14 protein-coding genes and 2 pseudogenes are annotated in these 17,584 nt (G+C 34.5%); 7 read left to right on the forward strand and 9 right to left on the reverse strand.

What is annotated here, in order from left to right:
* The first annotated feature begins 2,129 nt into the window (after positions 1-2,129).
* Positions 2,130-2,948, forward strand: coding sequence for a carbonic anhydrase (locus RCG21_RS21205; protein WP_165976430.1), 819 nt, complete (start codon positions 2,130-2,132; stop codon positions 2,946-2,948).
* 726 nt (positions 2,949-3,674) lie between these two features.
* Entirely contained in the window at positions 3,675-3,830 is a 156-nt protein-coding gene (sda, locus tag RCG21_RS21210) for a sporulation histidine kinase inhibitor Sda (RefSeq protein WP_133340383.1), read from the forward strand.
* Between the two features lie 333 nt (positions 3,831-4,163).
* Here sda and RCG21_RS21215 read toward each other — a convergent pair whose 3' ends face one another.
* Positions 4,164-4,364 (reverse strand): cold-shock protein, encoded by a 201-nt coding sequence (locus RCG21_RS21215; RefSeq protein ID WP_027322326.1) that lies wholly within the window; start codon positions 4,362-4,364, stop codon positions 4,164-4,166.
* 359 nt (positions 4,365-4,723) lie between these two features.
* On the opposite strand from RCG21_RS21215, the pseudogene RCG21_RS21220 reads away from it, so the two are divergent.
* Positions 4,724-5,508: pseudogene (locus RCG21_RS21220) on the forward strand (IS110 family RNA-guided transposase); the annotation flags it as partial.
* Between the two features lie 420 nt (positions 5,509-5,928).
* Here RCG21_RS21220 and RCG21_RS21225 read toward each other — a convergent pair.
* The 6 genes and pseudogenes from RCG21_RS21225 to RCG21_RS21250 all read right to left on the reverse strand — a co-directional run bounded on the left by RCG21_RS21225 (position 5,929) and on the right by RCG21_RS21250 (position 10,405).
* Complete coding sequence (locus RCG21_RS21225) at positions 5,929-6,675, reverse strand: formylglycine-generating enzyme family protein (RefSeq protein WP_133338876.1); 747 nt, start codon at positions 6,673-6,675, stop codon at positions 5,929-5,931.
* A gap of 249 nt (positions 6,676-6,924) precedes the next feature.
* Positions 6,925-7,099, reverse strand: a pseudogene (locus tag RCG21_RS21230) (SDR family oxidoreductase); the annotation flags it as partial.
* Between the two features lie 131 nt (positions 7,100-7,230).
* A complete protein-coding gene (locus RCG21_RS21235) occupies positions 7,231-8,529 on the reverse strand; it encodes an acetyl-CoA hydrolase/transferase family protein (RefSeq protein ID WP_133338874.1) in 1,299 nt (432 codons plus the stop codon).
* Between the two features lie 21 nt (positions 8,530-8,550).
* A complete protein-coding gene (locus RCG21_RS21240; protein WP_133338872.1) occupies positions 8,551-8,970 on the reverse strand; it encodes a MaoC family dehydratase in 420 nt (139 codons plus the stop codon).
* 26 nt (positions 8,971-8,996) lie between these two features.
* Positions 8,997-9,782 carry an enoyl-ACP reductase FabI gene (locus RCG21_RS21245; RefSeq protein WP_133338870.1) on the reverse strand — a complete coding sequence of 262 codons (786 nt, stop codon included), beginning with the start codon at positions 9,780-9,782 and terminating at the stop codon, positions 8,997-8,999.
* Positions 9,783-9,973: 191 nt separating this feature from the next.
* On the reverse strand, positions 9,974-10,405 hold the full coding sequence (locus RCG21_RS21250) for a universal stress protein (RefSeq protein ID WP_133338868.1): 432 nt from the start codon (positions 10,403-10,405) through the stop codon (positions 9,974-9,976).
* A gap of 1,136 nt (positions 10,406-11,541) precedes the next feature.
* On the opposite strand from RCG21_RS21250, the gene RCG21_RS21255 reads away from it, so the two are divergent.
* The 4 genes from RCG21_RS21255 (at position 11,542) to RCG21_RS21270 (ending at position 15,532) form a co-directional block, all read left to right on the forward strand.
* Positions 11,542-11,745, forward strand: coding sequence for an alpha/beta-type small acid-soluble spore protein (locus RCG21_RS21255; protein ID WP_133338866.1), 204 nt, complete (start codon positions 11,542-11,544; stop codon positions 11,743-11,745).
* Positions 11,746-12,252: 507 nt separating this feature from the next.
* Positions 12,253-13,368 (forward strand): tyrosine-type recombinase/integrase, encoded by a 1,116-nt coding sequence (locus RCG21_RS21260; protein ID WP_133338864.1) that lies wholly within the window; start codon positions 12,253-12,255, stop codon positions 13,366-13,368.
* 1,130 nt (positions 13,369-14,498) lie between these two features.
* The gene (locus RCG21_RS21265) at positions 14,499-15,056 is read left to right on the forward strand and encodes an ATP-grasp domain-containing protein (protein ID WP_308913738.1); all 558 of its coding nucleotides are present in this window, start codon (positions 14,499-14,501) and stop codon (positions 15,054-15,056) included.
* The gene (locus RCG21_RS21270) at positions 15,044-15,532 is read left to right on the forward strand and encodes an MFS transporter (protein ID WP_133338860.1); all 489 of its coding nucleotides are present in this window, start codon (positions 15,044-15,046) and stop codon (positions 15,530-15,532) included. The genes RCG21_RS21265 and RCG21_RS21270 overlap by 13 nt, the downstream gene beginning before the upstream one ends.
* A gap of 4 nt (positions 15,533-15,536) precedes the next feature.
* On the opposite strand, the gene RCG21_RS21275 is transcribed toward RCG21_RS21270, so the two are convergent.
* Together RCG21_RS21275 and RCG21_RS21280 are read right to left on the reverse strand one after the other, a co-directional pair.
* Positions 15,537-16,487, reverse strand: a complete 951-nt coding sequence (locus tag RCG21_RS21275; protein ID WP_133338858.1) for a fumarylacetoacetate hydrolase family protein — start codon at positions 16,485-16,487, stop codon at positions 15,537-15,539.
* Between the two features lie 15 nt (positions 16,488-16,502).
* Entirely contained in the window at positions 16,503-17,456 is a 954-nt protein-coding gene (locus RCG21_RS21280; RefSeq protein ID WP_133338856.1) for a U32 family peptidase, read from the reverse strand.
* Positions 17,457-17,584 lie beyond the last annotated feature (128 nt).

Genomic DNA, 17,584 nt, shown 5'->3' on the forward strand with positions numbered 1-17,584 from the left:
GATTTTATACTTCGTTGATATATCAAGTTTTTCGGCTTCTAAAGAAGCTTGTCAGACGATAAAAAGTAGAATTTTTATGCATCTACATATTCAATATAATAGCCGTAAAATGAAAAATAAGGCTTATCCTTGTTCCAGTATAGCGCCCGATTTTTGCAGATCATTTCAAGGCCATATTGAACAAAAACGGCTAATAGGATGTAAATACTTTCTATAAAATTAGAAAACAACTAATGATATATTGAAACATTGTTCACCCTTTATTAAATATCCTGTACCCGCATTTTATCTAATTAGATTCTTTTTGTTTACTGTCTAATACAAGGTCAAAAAAATTCATATGGTCAAAATATGGTCACAAGCGCTTTTTTGACCCCCAAAAAAACCCAACCGATTCGGTTGAGAGCCTTGAAACGTTGATAATTAACGTTTTGAGAACTGAGGTGCGCGGCGGCCACATTTAAGACCATATTCCTTACGTTCTTTAATTTATATATATAATATGAAAAAAACGGAAAAAGACTTTTCCTAAAAAGCCTGTCAACCAGGCTTTTTTTAAATCCTTTTTATAATGGAATTCTTAACCATTCTATATGTTTTGTGGTCAAAATGTGGAAAACTTCAGCATATCAACCATTTTTAAAATTTCACCTGAAATACATTTAAATAATTTTTAATAACGACGAGGACACACCCGAGGACAAACACTGAAGAGCAGTTGCTAGTCCTTATTGCCAGCTTGCCGAAAGTGATTCATTAATTAAGATAGCGTTATTCAAACTTTCAAAATTTGTTTTTTATTTACTTATATTTATTATTCTGTTCGCCTTCTAGTTATATAAAATCCTTTCCGCCTTGATACTTTCACAGTATCTTTGTAAAGGAAAAAAGCATTTAGGGTAGGAGTGCATTTCCCTCTACCCTAAATAATAATTATTTATTAAAAGTCTAGAGCTAGAGCTTTTGGGTTGAACGGATATTGGATAAAAGGAACTGGGAGATTTCCAATTAGATTTTTTCAAAAGCACTTATTAGGGGTGCTTTGGCAACACATGGGGGGGTGATGAGTTTACACTTGTTTTTAAAAAAATTTAGTTTAGAACGCTGAAGAGGACTGTCTTGGAAACCCTTAAATAAAATGGACTAACAACCCTTAGTTTCCTTTCCTCTTTTTTAAATAAGTAGATATTGGTAGTTTAAAAAGCGTAATATAATAGTAAACGCTACATGAAATAGACTCCTGATCGGGAGTTCTTTTTCATTTTAGAAATAAAAGCCACCAAGGAATTAGTATTTTCATGTGATTATCCTAATGTAGTCAAAAAATTATTAATCATATTTTTGCAATTCATTGTATAATTATAAATAACTTTTCTATATCTGAGAAGTTACTACACATGAGGGCTCCCATATCAAGGAGTCCTTTTGTATTTTTATTTGTATATAACCGCAAATCGTACCAGCAAGTTGTGCAATCCCCATTACAAATCCAAACATGCAAAAACAGCTGCCATTGGTTTTTTTATTAATCCACAACCTTTCGGAGAATACAGAGTAATTCTGTATTTTTATAAATACTCCTTATGAATGTTTTGTACATTTATGCTTTCGAGAGGGGTCCTTAGTTTTATTTATATATTGGAATAAATTTTATCCGTGCTTTACTACCTTATGTATTTTCTTTAAACTTTTGCAATTTCATTTCCTAAAACGTTGGATATTAGATTTTCTACAGAATGAAATTTCAAGTTATTTTTACCTAGAAAATACTAGTATATTTTCCTCTTTTTTCATTGGTTAATATTGGTATAATTAAAACACCCCTAATTTTATAGATAAATTGCTAGATGAAAAGAACCACTTAATGGAGGTTCTTTTCATAAGGAAAAAACTACCCTATAGAAGGCAGTTTTAATACAATCAATGATCACTTATATAGTGCCGCTGGTATCCTAAAATAACTTAATACAATCGTTTTTTTTATAAATTTAACATTTATGACTTGGAAAGTTAATAGCCTGCTACGTTTGGATCAGACGAGAAAAAACCTTACAGATAAGATTTTTATTAATAACCAAGACTTGATTTCTTGGATTATATCAATATTAAAAAGGAGATAATTACTAATTATGAAAAAGAAACTCTTTTATGCTTTTTTAGCTGGATCTTTAAGTTTTTCACTAGGCGGTTGCTCAGGTCAAACGAAGGAAGCATCTGAACCAAAAGAAGAGGAAGCTTTTGAAGCAGAGAACAAACAATCTACTCATTGGTCATATGAAGGAGAAACAAGTCCAAAAAATTGGGGGGAATTAGATACGTTATACTCTGAATGTGTCGATGGCAAGGAACAATCACCTATTAATATTGAAATATCTGGGGTTCAATCAAATCACGCATTGGATGATGTTAAAACCACTTACCAACCAACGATATTTTCTCTCAAGAATAACAGTCATACTGTACAAGCCAATACATCTGAAACAATTAATAGCATAGTAGTGGAAGGAACAGAATACAAACTTGCTCAATTTCATTTCCACCAGCCAAGTGAGCACCAGTTTAATGGGAAAAACTTTGAAATGGAGATTCATCTAGTGCATCAAGATAAAAATAACAAGCTAGCGGTACTCGGCATTATGATCAAAGAAGGAAGCAAGAACAAATCTTTGGCAGAGATTTGGGGCAAGTTGCCAAAAAAAGAAACCAAAGAGGAGACCAAGTTAATTCAACCGATTAATTTGACAAGCCTGCTACCGAAGAGTAGGAATTCATTTCAATATAATGGCTCGCTAACAACACCTCCTTGTTCTGAAAAAGTTGAGTGGGTAATATTAGAGCAACCAATTGAGATGTCCAAAGCACAAATCGATGCTTTCGGTAGAATCTTCCCGGATAATCATCGTCCTGTACAACCTCTGTATGAACGTGACATTCATACGAGTAATTGAGCAGTACCACAACAATTTAACCAAGCACAACAAGCTCAGCAAATGGGACAACAAATTTAATAACAATAGGTTGAACATTTAAGCAATTAACAAGTAATCGAGGATTCAGTTCAAAAACTGATTTCTAGATTTTATAGTGTAAGACGAAGTCAATATTAAAAGAGTAGCCCTGTTGAGCCACTCTCATCTACATCCTTTTTCATAATGAGTAAGGATGGTTGGATTTCTTCGTATATTTTGTAAAGCATTTGAGCATAATAAAAATGTAAGGTTTGTACCTTAAAATTGTATAGTTTATCGGACTCCCCTTTTTCTAAACTCCATCAATATTGTTGGGGTTTGTTTTTTTACAAATAAAAGGAGCGACCATTTAGTAATTTCATTAAATTTTACTTTTAACTGTCTACGCTTAAAGACTAAAGTTATCTTTAGCCCTCCAAGACTCGCTACGAGCGAATGGCTAGTTCTTACTCGACGGGAATCCCACCCGCTATATGATACGACCTATGCTCGGCCCCACAAACACCCGTTAGTTTAAGTGCAATATTTCACATTGTTTCTTTTGGAATAATAAAAAGGGTTAGACTTCTCTTTAATTTAATAAAGAAATTTAAAAAACTTCTAGAATTACCCTATAATAAAGCAGATGTTGTTCGAAATCTTTTTTATAAGGTTAGGGTGGAAAATTTATGTAATAAAATTGGATTGAATACTAAGGAGATAGTAATGCGATTTAAAACACTGTCTAATGAAGCGTTAATTGATATATATTTAACGGCTTATGAACAAAAATTAAATGATTCTTTTTTAAAATTGTTGTTTGACGAAATTGTGGAAAGAGACATATATGACTTATTACTTGAGACTAGTTTACAATCCTAGTCTTATTTTTTTTAGCTTTTTGAGTCGATTACGATATAATGGAGTAATTTCTCACCTTCCATTATCCTGCCAGTTAGCACAATTAGAAAAAGTGATATGTTATTGAATCATAGCACATGATTTGTTTCAGTCTGTTTCTATGTTGCCAACAGAGTTTTTCTCTGAGTAAAAAATACAATGAAATTAGGAGATCCACAATTTATATGCTACACTTGGTTTACCATTTGATTTACTGTTTTTAAGTACCCTACTCATTTTTGAGTGGGGTTATTTTTTTCTAAGAAAAATAAATAACAGACTCGAAAAAAGAGTCTGTCCGGTTTGGTATTTTATTTAAGCTTTACGAACGTTAGCTGCTTGTGCTCCACGTTGACCTTGCTCAACATCAAAAGTCACTTCTTGACCTTCTTCTAATGTTTTGTACCCTTCGCCTTGGATAGCTGAGAAATGAACGAATACGTCTTCTCCACCTTCACGTTCGATGAATCCAAAGCCTTTTTCGCCATTGAACCATTTTACTTTACCTTTTTCCATGTTTGTTGCCTCCTAGTGTGCTAAGCACACACAATGTATTACTATCCTTGCTCTCAGTGATCATCAAGACGATAAGTTTTTACTAATACTATCCTTTACACCGAACAAAAATAATTCTTCTTTAAAATATCATTTTTTGAAATTATTTGCAAATAGCCCTAATTCTTTAACTATAACACCCGTTCGTATTATAAGGTCAGCCAGATATTTCTGGTTGACCAATTTTTATTTGGTTTTATTATAACGGTAGCCGGGGTAGAACGTAAGCACCCGTGGGACTTAGAACCCGTCAAGTAAACCGTTCGCCCCCTACTTGCTTAAACATGATTTGGCTGGTTGGGACATAGATCTCGTAAGCCAAACTACAATTTCAAGCAGTTCTTGATCAGGTTTTCCCTGAATATGTAGGTGTTTTTGGGATTTATATTCTGTTGTTTCTTTACTAACTTTATTAGATTATCCTACATCTAACGATGTCTTAGAAGCAGGAGAAGAAACGATAACAGTTAGAATCAAAGAGCACTGTAAAAGTCGCTCTCGCAAATGGGCAAATACCAAGGCAAAGGAACTTATAGATGCGGCAGCTAGGAATCCTTTTCAGAGGACTTTATATCAAAGCCATATTTTAACCCTAAAAATGTATATCAATATGCTTTTAGAATACCAAAGACACCTATCTTCGTTTCAAGCTGAGATAGATGCTTTAGCAAAAGAACTTATAGAATATAAGATTATCCAATCAATCCCTGGTATCGGAGAAAAAATCGCGGCAATGTTTATTTCCGAAATCGGTGAGATTGATCAGTTTAATCACCCTAAAAAACTTGTAGCCTTTGCCGGAATTGACCCTAGTATCTTTGAGTCTGGAAGGTTCAAGGGAACCGTAAACAGAATAACAAAAAGAGGGTCAAGTAGGCTAAGGCGTGCCTTATATTTGGCTGTAAAATGCGCTATACGTGATTGTCGTAAAAAGAAAACAACCAAAGAAATCATTCCACGCAACAAGAGGTTAAGAGAGTTCTATGATAAGAAACGCGAAGAAGGAAAACTTTATAAAGTAGCTGTAATCGCTTGTGCAAATAAGCTCTTACACTGGATTTACGCACTATTAAAAACCAACACTACTTTCCAAGATATCGCTTAATTTATAAATAAAACCAAACAATACAAAACCTTCCAAAAGTCGAATCTAGGAGGGTTGTTTGTCATGCGCATTTTAGTATAACATAAAAAGTTTTATGTTTTTATTGAAAAATGTTGACAAACTATTAGCTGGTTTACTTTAAGTACAATACTTCACAATCTTTTTTACACCTCAATAAACTCAATCCCTTAAATGTGTTGTCCATGCAAAAAGACGCCTTCTTATTAGAGAAAAGCGCCCTTTAATGGAAGACCGTTCAACATTATTAAGGGCCCTCTAGCTACTTACAAAAGATATTGCAGAAAAGCATCCTAGAAAGTTTAAGAGAAATTATCCTCTCATATTGTCTATTGGGTTCTATGAACCTTGTACCCACCCATATATCCCCAACAACTTATATCAATTCAGAATTTCAAATTATTAAACGATTGATCTAGCAATTCTAAATCCGATATCATCTATATAAAAATCAGGCATACTCTTACGACGACAAGTAGCTCCACATCCACGTTCTTCTTCTGCCCAACTTCCTCCACGAATTATTCTGTAATTACCAAATGTCTCTTCATCGTATAAATCCCAGCACCACTCCCAAATATTCCCGATCATGTCAAATAAGCCCCAATCATTAGACTTTTTCTTACCAACTTCGTGTACTCGTTCGTTAGAATTATCTTTATACCAAGCGATTTCATCAATTTCACCATACCGATATCCATTTGATTTTGCCTTACATGCATATTGCCATTCAGCATCTGTCGGTAAACGAAAACCATTAGTATTATAATTGCAAAGAACTGATTTTCTTTCATTATCAAAATCATAAAACTTGTCATAACCCAGTGTATCAGATAATAAATTACAAAAATTCACTGCATCTATCCATGAAACATTAACAACTGGTTTTCGAGCCTCAGTTGTTGTTAAAAATTTCTCCCCCGTAATATTCGCATAAAGCTCTTCTGTCACCGTATATTTGGCAAGATAAAATGGCTTAATTTCAACATTCCAAATAACTTCCTTTAAATTTTTCCTAATACCCGGCATTCCAAATTTATAGTTTGAACTAATCCATTTTTGCTCGTTTCGAAAATCTCGTAGGCTGATTTCGCCTTCAGGAATATACACCATTAAATCTTTTAAGTAGCCATTTAAGTTAGCTAACATTGTCCTCTCCTAGGTCTTGAATTAATGTTATTAGACACAAATTCCATAATAAGACATCTTTTAAGGATAATTGTTTAAGCATTTCTTCACAATATCATACCAATATTAACATAAATATCCAGTTTCGTTTGGAAGTCTATTCAAGAATATGGCCCTATAAAAGAAAAAGGCGCGTTCCTAAAATAAACGCGCCCTTTAATTTAATAAATAATTAACTAATTTCTATATGAATGACCGACAGTTGTCATTTTAATTTTGATAAAATCCATGTTCCGAATGGATAACCTGGTCTGTTATCCAATTAGCATCTTCACTAGCAAGAAATGCTACAATGTGTGCAGCATCTTCTGGTAGTCCAATACGTCCCATTTGGGAATTTAGGTAATAAATACTCTCTTATTTCATCCGTCATCCAAGTTGAATCTCTTTTATTTAACGAATAAAAAAGCCGATTTCCCAGTTTAAGAATCGACTTTAAAAAATTTTTAACTTGAAATGGGGGTTCGATTGGGCACAAAAATGTATTGGGTTTTCCTAGTACAAAATCGTAATCATTTAAAAAATAAATCCTAGACTTTTCGCTTCATATACTAGCTCCTCTCGAAATTTTGGATGGGCAATATTGATTAATTCCGTTGCTCGTTGCGAAATGCTTTTTCCTCGTAACTCGGCTACACCATATTCAGTTACAATGCGATCGACATCATTTTTAGAAGTCGTAACTACTGATCCAGTAGTCAGACAAGGACGAATTTTTGAGATAGAGCCATCCCTTGTCGTAGAATGCAGACAAATAAATCCTTTTCCTTTTTTAGCAAAACGAGCTCCCTGAGCAAAATCAACTTGTCCCCCGCTTGAACTATAATATTTACCGCCGATTGTTTCCGACGCACATTGTCCGAAGAAATCGACCTCTGTTGTCGCATTAATGGAAATCATTTGGTCCTCTTTTGCGATTTCCCGGGGATCATTAACCAATTCAACGGGAAGAAATTCAACGCCTGTATTTTCGTGGATAAACTCATATAACCGTTTTGTTCCTAATGCAAAGGTCGCGATTATTTTCCCTGGATATGTCTTTTTCTCGATTCCATTTACAATTCCCGCTTCCACTAAGTCAACTACTCCATCAGACAATAATTCTGTGTGTACCCCCAGGTTTTTATGGCTACCTAACAAACTTATGACTGCATTTGGAATTGCCCCAATGCCAGATTGAATTGTTGACCCGTCCTCGATTTGCTCCGAAATGAAAGATGCTATACGTTGATCTATATCCGTGATAGAAGGAGGAGGAACTTCATGTAAAGGATAATCAACAGGAATATACCCCTCTATTTGACTAATATGGATTTGATTAGCTCCAAAGGTTCGCGGCATCTGTTGATTAACTTCTAAGAAAAAAGGAACTTTCCCTATAAAAGAAGCAACATAATCCGCTTGGGTACCTAAAGAGAAGAACCCATGTTCATCCATTGGAGATGCACAAGATAAAACCAGAGAAGTTTTCGTCGTTTCACGCAAAAGACGAGGAACTTCATGAAAGTGATTTGGGACAAGTTCACACTGTCCTTGTAAAAAAGCCTTTCGTGAAGCCTCGCTTAAAAAATAAGAAACATAGGAAAGTGACGGTTTCATTCTCCCATAGATATACGATCTTTCCCTTAATGCATGCATTTGATGGATTCTAACATTTTGAAAGTGAACAGCATTTTCCTCTATTATATCCATTAATACTCTCGGTTCTCCGTTGGCAATAGGAAGAAGGAGATCATCTCCATCCTGGATGAAGTATAACACATCTTCTGGTTCTTTCTTTTTTATCTTCAACCATTGCTTAAATGAATTCTCCATCCCAATCCCCTTTCTGCTTTCTTAATATTTCTTCATTACCAAAGCTTCACCATCTACAACCATTTCCTCGTGCTGATTCCAAATCTGTGTTTTTAATTTAATTAATTTCTTGTCATCCCGTTTTTCCACTACTTCTACGGTTGCTTTAATCGTATCACCCATTTTGACAGGAGCTGTAAATGTAAAGTTTTGAGACAGATAGATCGAGTTCGGGCCAGGAAGCTTCATTCCAAGAACAGTGGAAATAAAACTTCCAGTTAAAAGACCATGGGCAATTCTTTCCTTAAAGAATGTATTTTTAGCAAACTCCCCATCTATGTGCATGGGGTTAAAATCACCTGTAAGACCTGCAAATTGATAAATATCAAATTCAGAAATGGTTTTGGAAAAAACAGCGCTATCTCCTATTTGAATATCCTCATAGGTCAACTCTTTTTGCATTTATGTACATCCCTTTCTCTTCGTTATTAATGATTATCCCCTATAATACTATAGCCTGCATCGACATAAATGGTTTGACCGGTTATCCCGGAACTCAAATTACTTAAAAGAAAGAGTGACGAATTTGCGATTTCTTCTATCGTAGCATTATGCTTTAAGGGAGAATGTTTACTTGTGTATTCATATAAGTCATCGAAATCACCGATTCCACTTGCTGCACGGGTTTTTACTGTTCCTGGAGATAACGCATTCACCCGGATATTAAATTCTCCTACATCTGATGCTAAATAACGAACACTGCTTTCAAGCGCAGCTTTTGCCACTCCCATAACATTGTAGTTTTTCACTACTTTTTCTGAACCGTAATACGAGAGTGTCAATATAGAGGCATTGCGCCCTTCCATCATTTTAAAAGTTCTTCTGACAATATCCGTAAGTGAATATACGCTAATAATCATTGATTGAACGAAGCCCTCTAACGAGATATCCATATACTTTCCTGATAGTTCTCCCTTGTGGGGACCACCTGCTACAGCATGTACAATAAAGTCAAGTTCACCTTTAAATTGGTGTTCCAGCTGTTCGAGAACCTCTGTTACATGGTGTGGATCTGTTAAATCCATCCTTTCATAAAATGGACTATCAATCGATTGAAATAATGGAATTACATAAGAAGCCGTCTTTTCATTTTGATAGGTAAAAGCAAGTTCAGCCCCCTCCTCAGCTAACCGTTTCGAAATTGCCCATGCAATACTATGTTCATTTGCTACTCCAAGAACTAGCCCTTTCTTTCCTTCCATTAGCTTTTTCATCTTGTACCCTCTTACTTTTAGTTTTATTTTTATTCAAAAACATATTTCAAAAAATTAGGGTGCTGCTTTCAAGCTATCTATCAAACTTTGACAAACTACATAAAGTAACAAAAAATAAAGTTCTGGTGTAAAAATATATTCACTAGAATATTAAAACAGAATATCCTGTTTAATTAATGTAAAGGTGTCGACTATTTAACGATGAATACTGGGCAACAGGACTTTTGTACGACATAATGGCTGACACTACCTAAGAATATTTCCTTCAATCCGCTTAAGCCACGGCTTCCCATAACAATAAGATCAACATTCTCTTGCTTGACAAAATCCACAATCGAACTAGCAGGGTTTCCTTCTAATAGGTATGTTTTTATCTTGTTTGGTAGAGCTTTCAGTTTCTGTTCTACTTCATTGAGTGCTTCTTTTGCCTCTTTAAGTTGAGCTTCACGTACTGGATCCCCGTTACCGTAGTAATAGATGGAACCAGTTACATCAATAACCGTGATAACATTCAATTCGATTCTTTCATCCTGTTTTGCTAGCATCATAGCCGTTTCCAATGCTTTTTTGCTTAATTCAGAATTATCATATGGGACCACTACTTTAGTGCATACTGTTAACATTTATTTCATCCTTCCCCAATAAATCCTATTTTCAATTTTATTATACACCTGGTAGTGTTTAATATCTGTGTACAAATTGTTAATTTTTGGGGTCCTACCAACTAAAAGCTCAAAACATACGCTAAGGGATTGTACAGAAAATGAGGAATATAAATTGCATTACGGCAACATTCGAAACAATATCTTTCGAGGCTACATACGTTGTTCCCCAAATAAGTTCAACAAATGGAAAGAAATATCTGCTGTCTAACGAGAGCGCCAAATCTTATACACATAGAAATAAAAAATGAATTTTTTCTCGTACGATTATGACTTGATGGCTCCCAAATGTTTTTTTGTATGTACTCCATCTTCTTATCACCTCTCTTTAATTTACCATAATTTTCTGAAAAGAACTCGTAAATATTTTGTATGGGTTTATCACATTTCAATTTTATGATACATAAGCAAGGGTTTATTTAACTAAATGATCAGTTAAGCGAAAATCTTCACAACTTCTTCCCTTACCAATTTTATTTAAACGTGTTGTTAAACAATCTGGCCCAATTATTGAATAAGAGCTAAAGACGATTCTTCCACTAAATTGCCCCATTAGTTTAAGTGAAATGTTTCACAATTTCTACTCTATAATTCAAAATAAATATACAGGTATTATAGGGTAATTACTGTCATAGTTTAAGGTGTTCTCTAGAAGTTAATCATAACTTTTATTTATAAACAACGAAATTTTATAAATTAATAGTGATTATGATGTTGTTATTATTCATACAATTATCATATAAAATATTTTATTATTTATAATATATGTTGATATATATGTTATATTATCAAATACCTTTTATAAAATTAACTTTAAGTAAAGCCTTTTCTAATTATGAAAATTGGTGTGTTCTCTACTTAAGTAAAGAAAAATATTAAACTTATCCTTTTACTAACTCTCATTGTGCAGCAAGAGCCTTTCTCCTATCATATATCTCCTAAAAAAGTATTAATACCAGCAACAACCCTTTGCTTATAAAATCAATTAAAAAATTATTTAAGTGTGGCTAAAATTTACCAATTCTATGTTAGGAATAATCTAACCTATTTACTCCAAACTAATAGTGTAAATAAATTACACCTAGGAGATGATACATATGGCACGAAGCAACAATAACAATCAGCTTTTAGTTTCAGGAGTAGAGCAAGCACTTGAACAAATGAAGTTTGAAATTGCACAAGAATTTGGTGTACAGCTCGGGGCCAAGACATCTTCAAGAGCCAACGGTTCTGTCGGTGGCGAAATTACAAAACGCTTAGTAAGAATGGCTGAACAACAATTCGGTGGGACTTTCAATTAATACAAATGCTCATTAAAATTAAAGGCTAGTGATGATAAAGAATTATGACACCGCTTATATAGTGGTGTCATAATTTGTTTTATAAGTACTTTTAATATTGTTTTCTTTTTGAAATGTTAGATTATGGGGATGACTGAACTTTTAGCTGATCTACAATAGGAACAGATTTAGTTTTCGAGTTTTCTAATAAATCCCGCACGACGAATTTAGATGAACTACTATACATAAAACGAAAAATAAATTTGTTAGAATGCAAATCTCCAACACACTAAAAAATGGTAAATTTTCTTTTCCTTTTGGTAATATATTTTCATTTTTCCAATCAGCGTATCTCCCTACCCCCTAGCTGATTTTTTTGATTTAAAGTTCAGAATAAATATATCTTATTGGAACTTAGATAATAGATAGAACGGATATTCTGTGATATTTTCAAGTAAAGATAATTAGGTATTATCTTTACTATACATAATATTATTATTTCAAACTAGAAAACTTAGGAGATCAAACATGAATTACTTGACTCTTCTTCAAAATATAAATGGTGAACAGTATTTAACTCATTTACAGGAGAATCTAAAAAATCGTCAACTACTTGATGAAAATAGAAACCTCACTCTCGAAGATAGTTCTGAACAGGATTTTCTTGAATTGTTTTTTTTAGAGAAAATATTCCCACAAGATAAAAAGCTCTCTCCTCATACCATAAAAGCATACCGTTCAGATGCGAAAACGCTGCTCACCTTTTTAACGGACCATTCCCTATCCTTTCGGGATATTGGATTTCCAGAAGTAAAAGCTTATAACAAATTTATTAAAGAAAAGTATGCAGCTAAGTCAGCCATCAGGAAATTAGAGTTTTTCAGAAGGGTGCTCGATTTTGGTTATGAAACTCAATTTTATAAAGCCCACCTGTCTACTTGGATCACTAAGCCGGTATCTAAAAAAGGACATTATATAATAGAAGAAACTCGTCACGATGAAGCTCAAACTCGTGTACAAGTAAGGGAATTGAATCAAAAAGAGGCAGAATTTCTGATCTCCTTCTTTCCTAAAATTGTGAAAGCAACGAGAAATCGTGAACAATTGGAGAAGCGAAATTTACTGATTGGCTATCTACTCTATACCACAGGGCTTCGAGCAAGTGAACTTTTGAGTTTGAATTGGGGAAGTTTTCGGTATAACCGAAAAGGGTTTTTATTTGCAGATGTTATTGGAAAAGGAAATAAGCCGCGATCAATCCCTATTAGAGATGAAACCAAGGATATTCTATTTAGCTATCGGAAAAGCATGGGCGAATCAGTTGAGATTAACATGCAAGATACAAATCCTCTTTTTTTCGCTATATATAATAAAAATGTACCTATTGTAAATAAAAAACGATTAACATACCCTGCCCTATATAAAATTGTAAAAGAAGCAGTGCATCTGGCTGGTAATAATTTAAAAGTAACGCCCCATTGGTTCCGTCATACTTTTGTGACTCTTCTACTGGAAAATGATGTACCTCTTGCGGTTGTTAAGGATTGGGCTGGCCATTCTGATATATCTACTACGAATATTTATTTAGAACGAATCAACCAAGATAACTCATACCTTCATTTAAATAAAGTTAACTTGTTTTAATTACTTACTTAATACTATAAATATTCTTAGTTGTTCTAATCTTTCCAATAATATGATTAACGTTCTAAACTCTTTTGGACAGAAATTCCTACAAAAGTTTTTTTCTGGTTGTTAATTTATTTATTGATTTATAGCTTGAATGCAAAAACGCTGGAATTCCTTAGCTACCTGTTTACAACTATTTTTAAATATTAGGGTACGTTTGTACCCTTTATTTAACATAGGTAATATCCAATTGAAATACTTCAATTTAATAAGTGCCTGGGGATGTAACAGCTTCAAACGCAAGATGGTTATTTAAAAGTTATCTCGGGCTTCGTAACTTTATTTCTTTTTTCTTCTATTATATTATCCTCTAAAATAAACTCTCCTTGATAACCGTATGGAGGTGTTACTTGGATTAAAATCCATTCTTTGTCCGGGCGTACATATAAAAAGTTTATGTAAATTTAGCACATATCGAATTTAGAAAATTAATGATATAATCAAATCCAGGTTTGATTAGAATTATTACAAGATTAAACATTTATATCTCCATATTTTTCTTTTGTAAAAGATTTAGTTGTCTTTACTTTACATAATATAATTATTGTTAATAATCAAATTGGACATCGTATATGAATTACTTGACTCTTCTTCAAAATATAATTGCTAAATATACTTAACACATTTACAGGAGAATCTAAAAAATCGTCAACTACTTAATTAAAATAGAAACCTTACTCTCGAAAATAATTCTAAACAGGATTTTCTTGAATTGTTTTTTGAGAAACTTTTACCTCAAAATAAAATATCTCTCTCCTCACGAACAAAAAATACCGTTCAGATGCAAAAACGCTACTCATTTTTTTGACAGATCATTCCCTTTCCTTTCGGTATTTTGGTTTTCTTAGGTTACTCGATTTCGGTTATGAAACTCAATTTTACAAAGCCCACCTTTCAACTAGATTCTCTATCCAGTATCTAAAAAAGGACACTATATAATAGAAGAAACTCGTCACAAGGAAGTTCAAACTCGTTAGCAAGTCAGGGAGGTGAATCAAAGAGATGCTGAATTTCTTATCACCTTTTTTCCTAAAGTGGTAAAGGTAAAAGGAATCGTGAACAATTGGAGAAACGAAATTTGCTGATTGGTTACCTACTCTTTACGACTAGGCTGCGACTATGATTTTGTTCAACACGCCCTCACCTCGATCGGAATTACGCATGGCCCGAGCCTTACAGAAATCATTTTCACAATCGATGGTCCTAAAATCGTCGAAACACACACCCGCTTAGGCGGAGATTATATTCCAGAGCTAATTAACATGGTAAGTGATATAGATTTGCTAGATTTATGGGCAAAACAAGCAATGGGTGAAAGCATTATAAATGAGATTCCACAAACCCCGAGTATGAAAAAATCGGCCGCTATCTGGTATGGAACTCCTTCTTCCGTTGGACTAGTAAAAGAGGCTTTAGGTGAAGAAGAAGCTAAATCGCAAGCCGGAGTTTCTAGAGTTGAAATCTTGCAAAAACAGGGACTTAAGATTACGGGTATGAAAGACAGTTTCTCACGTTCCGCATGCGTGCTGGCCACAGGAGAAAACACAGATGTTGCACTACTAAATACTCAATGTGCACTCAACAAGATCAAATTTGTCATTGAAGATGAGGAAACTGAAGGAGTCATCGTATGCTCCAGTTAATCAAGAACAGGCCCTTCTTTCTCTATCTTTTCAGTCATACTCTTTCAAACATTGGGTTAGGCATTCACTTATTCACCATGTCTTGGTTAGTTCTGGACCTGACGGAATCCACTTCTTCCTTGGGCTGGTTGTTATCCTTGTCAACCCTACACGTCATTATTCTCTCCCCATTCTTTGGAGTTTTAATCGATAATTGGGATAGAAGGCTGATAGTAGTAGTCATTCAATTATTAAAAGGGATTCTCCTGCTTACTGTTCCTATTCTTTTACTGACAGGGACCTTTCATCTTTATGTCCTATATGGTATTTCGTTCCTTATGGCCATAGCTGACCGCTTGTATTATCCTGCTTCTAAGGGACTCATGAGGGAAATGCTTTGCAAAGATCAATTGCTATCGGCAAACTTAGTATGCACCTATCCGAAACAAATAAAGGGTTTTGTAAATCAGAATCAATCAGGAATGTATCCGTTTTAAGAAATTAGATCTGTATTTCCTTTTTTATGCTTGCTCTTAATTTAGAATGATTTTTTTTAACATGGTTGGATAAAGTTCCAATTTTTTCAATAGTAATGGACACCTGATCTCCATCTTTTAACCATATTTGTGGATTTCTTCCCATTCCTACTCCTGGTGGAGTACCTGTTGCAATTATATCGCCCGGCTTTAAGGTCATTGACTGGGATAGAAAAGATACAATGTATGGAATGTTAAAAATTAAATTCTTCGTATTGGACTGTTGCATGATTTCATCATTCAAGCATAAAGAAATATCTAAATTATGCGGATCTCCTACTTCGTCTTTCGTTACGACCGTTGGCCCAATTGGAGCAAACGTATCAGCTGACTTTCCGCGTGACCATTGACCATCGGTAAATTGAAGATCTCTTGCACTAACATCATTCATTATGGTATAGCCAAAGATATAATCTTCCGCTTCTTCTTCAGTAACACATTTCGCTTCCTTCCCAATAACAATTGCCAACTCTGCTTCAAAATCTACTTGATTGGAGTTGATCGGCAGTTCAATTGCAGCGTTTTCTCCAATAATTGCATTCGCATATTTTGAAAAAATAACCGGTGATGCAGGCGGTTCCAATCCTGTTTCTTTGCAATGGTCCAGATAGTTTAAACCTACACAAATGATTTTTTCCGGCTGGGCAATTGGAGCTAAAATCTCCACTTCGGAAATGAGAAATAATACATCTCCGCTCTTTTCCGAAACTTCATCTTTATTCTTAAGAAGCGTTCTAACATATGGAAGGACTGTTTCGCTCTGTTCAATAAGCTGTTTCAAATCATTGGCGATAAAAAATGCCGCAGAATTATTATTCTTAGATAGTTTTTCTAAAGTGTGTAAGTCTAAAATATGATTCTCTTTTACTACACCAAGATGTGTTTCCGATTGGGTTCTAAAAGCCACAAATTTCATTTAAATCACTCCTTTTTAATTATTTGCTGCAGTTGCAGTGATGATCTTTGGAATTCCAAGCCCTTCTGCACCTAATTTTGACATTTTGGCTTCAGGATAATAACGCTCGATCATTTGAACACCGATTGCAGCACGGCGTACACGCTCTTGTACAAGTGAAATATTTGTTGATTCCCACTGTTTTCCAGAAGGATAAACATCCGGGTGATTACGCAGACCAAATTTAATATAAACCGGTGCTAACACACGAATAATTTCCGGAATTTCATAGTAGCGTAAGAAACCGCCGAAATTGTCTGGAACCTCAACATATAAATCTATTGGTATATCAATAGATTTGCGAATGGATGCTAGTTTTGGCAAGGTGAGTGCAGATGGAACATTATAAGTTCCTGCCCCTAGATCTTGCATTAGTCTTATAGAAACAGGGTTAGCTGACCCCATTTGCACGGATACTTTTACAACAAAATCTTCTGGAAGCTGTCCTGCTTTTTTCATTTCTTTTGTCAAAATTAAAAGTCCCTCATCGGCTACCAATGCACCTCTAAGTCCCAACTTAGCCCCTCTTTTTAAATCTTCCATTGCATAGACTAACTGATCGGCGCCTTCATGACGTAAAGCTTGAGACTTACCAGCGCTTGTCAATGGCCCGGAACTGATATCCCAGGTGCCCCGCGGCCCGACAAACAAACTAAGTTCCATTCCTCTTTCTGAAATTAGCCTGCACATTTCAAGAATTTCCTCATCTGTTTGAAGCATGATACCGCTTCCTTGAGAAATACGATGTACTGTCAATCCATAACGATCGATTTCTTTTAAAGTTTCTTTTAAAGCTGCTGGTCCTTCCACACTTGGCAGTTCAATCCGGTACTGTGCACCGTCAGGAAATGTTTTAAGGGATGTAGGAAGTTCTGTTAAATCTGTGGACGGGTAACCCAGTCTTTCTAGCAAATTTCTAGATTCTTTCATTATTTCGACCTTCTTTCAATTCAATATTCGATAAAAGTGAAGGTTATTTCTAAGGAAGTTCTGCTATATATATCAAATGGTAATAGTTCCCGGCCTAACATTGAGATCTACATTTCCCATCTTCCCCC

This window comes from Bacillus salipaludis, from assembly GCF_030938565.1.
GTDB lineage: Bacteria > Bacillota > Bacilli > Bacillales > Cytobacillaceae > Neobacillus > Neobacillus salipaludis_A.

What these genes read in the sequence shown, in the direction of transcription:
- RCG21_RS21215 (WP_027322326.1), bottom strand. Translation starts at nt 4,364, where the DNA reads ATGGAAAAAGGTAAAGTAAAATGGTTCAATGGCGAAAAAGGCTTTGGA.
- RCG21_RS21260 (WP_133338864.1), top strand. Translation starts at nt 12,253, where the DNA reads ATGAATTACTTGACTCTTCTTCAAAATATAAATGGTGAACAGTATTTA.
- RCG21_RS21270 (WP_133338860.1), top strand. Translation starts at nt 15,044, where the DNA reads ATGCTCCAGTTAATCAAGAACAGGCCCTTCTTTCTCTATCTTTTCAGT.
- RCG21_RS21225 (WP_133338876.1), bottom strand. Translation starts at nt 6,675, where the DNA reads ATGTTAGCTAACTTAAATGGCTACTTAAAAGATTTAATGGTGTATATT.
- RCG21_RS21280 (WP_133338856.1), bottom strand. Translation starts at nt 17,456, where the DNA reads ATGAAAGAATCTAGAAATTTGCTAGAAAGACTGGGTTACCCGTCCACA.
- RCG21_RS21240 (WP_133338872.1), bottom strand. Translation starts at nt 8,970, where the DNA reads ATGCAAAAAGAGTTGACCTATGAGGATATTCAAATAGGAGATAGCGCT.
- RCG21_RS21250 (WP_133338868.1), bottom strand. Translation starts at nt 10,405, where the DNA reads ATGTTAACAGTATGCACTAAAGTAGTGGTCCCATATGATAATTCTGAA.
- RCG21_RS21205 (WP_165976430.1), top strand. Translation starts at nt 2,130, where the DNA reads ATGAAAAAGAAACTCTTTTATGCTTTTTTAGCTGGATCTTTAAGTTTT.
- RCG21_RS21255 (WP_133338866.1), top strand. Translation starts at nt 11,542, where the DNA reads ATGGCACGAAGCAACAATAACAATCAGCTTTTAGTTTCAGGAGTAGAG.
- sda (WP_133340383.1), top strand. Translation starts at nt 3,675, where the DNA reads ATGCGATTTAAAACACTGTCTAATGAAGCGTTAATTGATATATATTTA.
- RCG21_RS21275 (WP_133338858.1), bottom strand. Translation starts at nt 16,487, where the DNA reads ATGAAATTTGTGGCTTTTAGAACCCAATCGGAAACACATCTTGGTGTA.
- RCG21_RS21235 (WP_133338874.1), bottom strand. Translation starts at nt 8,529, where the DNA reads ATGGAGAATTCATTTAAGCAATGGTTGAAGATAAAAAAGAAAGAACCA.
- RCG21_RS21245 (WP_133338870.1), bottom strand. Translation starts at nt 9,782, where the DNA reads ATGAAAAAGCTAATGGAAGGAAAGAAAGGGCTAGTTCTTGGAGTAGCA.